The sequence below is a fragment of the Dactylosporangium sp. NPDC000555 genome, assembly GCF_040300025.1.
GTDB lineage: Bacteria > Actinomycetota > Actinomycetes > Mycobacteriales > Micromonosporaceae > Dactylosporangium.
Map to the genome: position 1 here is coordinate 1 of NZ_JBEPDB010000189.1, position 3,084 is coordinate 3,084.

A 3,084-nucleotide genomic window follows, 5' to 3' on the forward strand; every position below is an offset into this window, starting at 1 on the left:
GCCGACATCCTGATCCGCCTGGGTCGGGCGGCCGAGGCCGCGGAAGAGCTCGAACACGCCGCCGACCTCGCGCCGACGCGCCACGAGCGGCAACTACTCCGCCAGCGGATGGCCGACGCCCTCGCCGGCAACACCACCGACACCACCCACTGACGCCAACGACCCACGACGAGCGCCGGTCGTAGCCACACCCACGGCGAACCCGACACGGACGTCGCGCAGCACCAAGTACACCCGCCGGCGCGTTGGGGCACCGGGCACGCCAGTGGCGCCAGGGACGCGCCGAGGCCGACCTGGCATGGGTGATACCCCACACCTTCCGCAAACCGTCGCCACCCTCATTGACAAGGAGGTCAATGCCAAGAGCGCGGCGGGCCCAACTCGGGCACGGCAGTGAGCAGGTGACGAACCAGCACTACATCGCCAAACCCGCCCTCGCGCCAGACGTCCCAGGGATCCTCGAACGGCTCGGTACGCCGTATTCGGCGAAATCGTCGTCGTCGAGCACCTTCGCCTGCCCGATCGCGTCGGCGAAGAGGCGGCGGTCGAAGCCGCTGTCCGCACGCTCCGCGAACCGTAGCAGCGTCTCGTGGTCATAGCGGCCGGATTCGAGCGCGGCGTCGATGTCGATGAAGTCGCGGGCGAAGGCGCGCCCGTACAGCGCGGCCATCTTGTTCGCGATGGCGTCGTCGGGGTGCAGTACCGGGCCGATCGCCATGACGACTGGTTCCGGACGGCCGAGGCCATCGAGTGGTTGGAACGGGGTCGGGCCGGCGTCGACCGCTGGGATCACCGCGCAAGCGGGCTGGCGGATCTGCTGGTGGAGTTGTACACCGAGGCCGGCCGCACCGAAGACGTCATCGCGCTGTGGCAGGCCCGGTTCCAGTCGGAGGGCAGTGTCGAGACCTACCGGGTGCTGCGGGAAGCCATCCGCGCCGCGAACCCCGGGCGCTGGCCGGAGCAGCGTGAACAGGCATGGTCGCTGCTGCGGCGCAGAGCCGACGTCGCCAGCCTCTGGAGCGCTGGCGACGTGTACGTGCGTGTACTGCTGTTGGAGGACGAGGCTGCGTGGGAGTGGGCCTGCCCCGTTTTGACGGACATCCGAGATCAGGGGACCTGGGGTCTCCGGGAGGATGTCCAGCATCATGGAGAGCGTGGGGAAGAAGCGATCGAGGCCACGGCGGGCGTTCACGCCTGAGTTCAAGGCCGAGATCGTCGAGTTGTGTCAGCGCGGGGACCGCACGGTCGGGCAGGTCGCGCGGGATTTCGACCTGACCGAGACCGCGGTGCGGCAGTGGGTCAAGCAGGCCGAGCTTGATGCCGGGACCCGCTCGGACGGGTTGACCAGCGACGAGCGGGCCGAGCTGGCCCGGCTGCGTGCGGAGAACCGCCGGTTGCAGCAGGACGTCGACATTTTGAAGCGGGCGACGGCTTTCTTCGCACGGGAGACCCGGTGAACGTGTATCCGTTCATCGAGGCGGAGCAGGCCGGCAAGCACAGTGTCAAACGCGCGTGCGAGCTGCTGCAGGTCTCCCGGTCCGCCTACTACACCCGCAACATCACCAGCTCCCGGAAGCGCGTCGACGAGCAGCTCACCGCAAAGATCCTGCAGATCCATGCGGCGTCGAACGGCACCTATGGGGCGCCGCGGATCCACGCCGAGCTCGCCGCTGCCGGGCTGCGGCACGGCCGCAAACGCATCGCCCGCCGGATGCGCGCGGCCGGGATCCGGGGCAAGAGCCCACGCCGCTGGCAGGTCACCACGATCCCGGACCCGAACGCTGCGAAGCGCCCGGACCTGATCGGCCGGGACTTCACCGTCGACCCAGCGGCGATCGACACCCGCTGGTGCGGTGACATCACCTCATCAACACGTGGGAAGGCTGGCTGTATCTGGCCACCGTCATCGACCTGGCCTCCCGCCGCGTCGTGGGCTGGGCCGTGGCCGACCATCTCAAGACCGACCTGGTCGACGCCGCCCTGACCGACGCGCTGCGCCGCCGCCGGCCCGCCGACGGGCTCGTGTTCCATTCCGACCGCGGCTGTCAATACACCAGCGCCCAGCACGCCCGCCTCGCCAAGCGGCATGATGTCCGCCTGTCGGTCGGCCGGCGCGGTCAATGCTGGGACAACGCGGTCGCCGAATCGTTCTTCGCCACCATCAAAACTGAACTCATGCACCGGCAGGCCTGGCCCACCCGCGCTGCCGCCAGGCAGGCGATATTCGAGTACATCGAGGGCTGGTACAACACCCGCCGCCGGCATTCCAGCCTCGGCTACCTCAGCCCCGCCGCCTTCGAGAACAGCACCAGCGTCCGGCCGTTGACCGCCCTCAGGGTAGCTTGAGGATCAACACATCGACCCTGTCCGTCGAATCGGGTCAAGCCCAGAGGCCATCGGCCGGTACCGATGCGATCCGCAGACCCGGTTGGCGGCCACCGACCGACGGTCGGCGACCCATCCGGCCGAGGCGCTCGCGATCTATCTTCCGATCATCGAGGCGGCCGTGGCGCAGACCAGCACGATCGGGTACGAACGGGCCGCCGACCTGTTGGTCACGCTCAGGGACGTGTTCGCAAGGGCCGGGCAGGACTTCGAGGCTGAGGTGGCCCGGCTGAAGGCGGTACACAGCCGTAAGCGCAACTTTTCTTGGTGCGCTGCGCCAGCGCGGACTGTGACGTCCTGCCCGGCGAACCGCGCAAGCGGATCGGCGAGGTCCAACGCCTTCGGGATCCTCGCTACGCGACCGCGAGTCCCGAGGAGATCAAGCTGTCCCGGGATGGATTTTGCCGACTCCAGCGGTACCTGTGATGACCGTGACGACCGTCGCGTGGGATTCGTGCCGCTCAGCACCGAGCGCCTCGTCGAGTGTGGCCAGTTCGTTGTGCCGGTTGACGAACGCGGACACGTCACCGGGCAACTGCGACGGGATCACCCCGAAGGGCCCCGGCCCGTGGTGGTGGACGTGCACGCCACCGTGGATATCACGGGTTCTGGCGCAGGAAGCGTGGTAGGCGATCGGTGGATCAGTTGGGTTGAAGGATGCGGCGACGGAGGAGGTCGAATTTGGCCCGGCCGTACATT

5 protein-coding genes and 1 pseudogene are annotated in these 3,084 nt (G+C 68.5%); 4 read left to right on the plus strand and 2 right to left on the minus strand.

Annotated elements, in window-relative coordinates:
• Window positions 1-415 precede the first annotated feature (415 nt).
• Window positions 416-730 (minus strand): annotated as a pseudogene (locus ABT297_RS42835) (nucleotidyl transferase AbiEii/AbiGii toxin family protein); the annotation flags it as partial.
• On the opposite strand from ABT297_RS42835, the gene ABT297_RS42840 reads away from it, so the two are divergent.
• From ABT297_RS42840 to ABT297_RS42855, 4 genes are read left to right on the plus strand one after another with little or no spacing between them, the layout of a single operon-like run.
• Window positions 695-1,198, plus strand: a complete 504-nt coding sequence (locus tag ABT297_RS42840) for a hypothetical protein (RefSeq protein ID WP_350559918.1) — start codon at window positions 695-697, stop codon at window positions 1,196-1,198. The pseudogene ABT297_RS42835 and the gene ABT297_RS42840 overlap by 36 nt on opposite strands.
• Window positions 1,155-1,457: a transposase gene (locus ABT297_RS42845; protein ID WP_502885728.1), complete on the plus strand. Its 303-nt coding sequence runs from the start codon at window positions 1,155-1,157 to the stop codon at window positions 1,455-1,457. Before ABT297_RS42840 ends, ABT297_RS42845 begins: the two co-directional genes overlap by 44 nt.
• Entirely contained in the window at window positions 1,454-1,984 is a 531-nt protein-coding gene (locus tag ABT297_RS42850; RefSeq protein ID WP_350559909.1) for an IS3 family transposase, read from the plus strand. Before ABT297_RS42845 ends, ABT297_RS42850 begins: the two co-directional genes overlap by 4 nt.
• Window positions 1,912-2,346 carry an IS3 family transposase gene (locus ABT297_RS42855; protein WP_350559915.1) on the plus strand — a complete coding sequence of 145 codons (435 nt, stop codon included), beginning with the start codon at window positions 1,912-1,914 and terminating at the stop codon, window positions 2,344-2,346. The genes ABT297_RS42850 and ABT297_RS42855 overlap by 73 nt, the downstream gene beginning before the upstream one ends.
• A gap of 418 nt (window positions 2,347-2,764) precedes the next feature.
• On the opposite strand, the gene ABT297_RS42860 is transcribed toward ABT297_RS42855, so the two are convergent.
• Window positions 2,765-3,084: hypothetical protein (locus ABT297_RS42860; protein WP_350559912.1), on the minus strand; the 320-nt coding region annotated here is incomplete at its 5' end.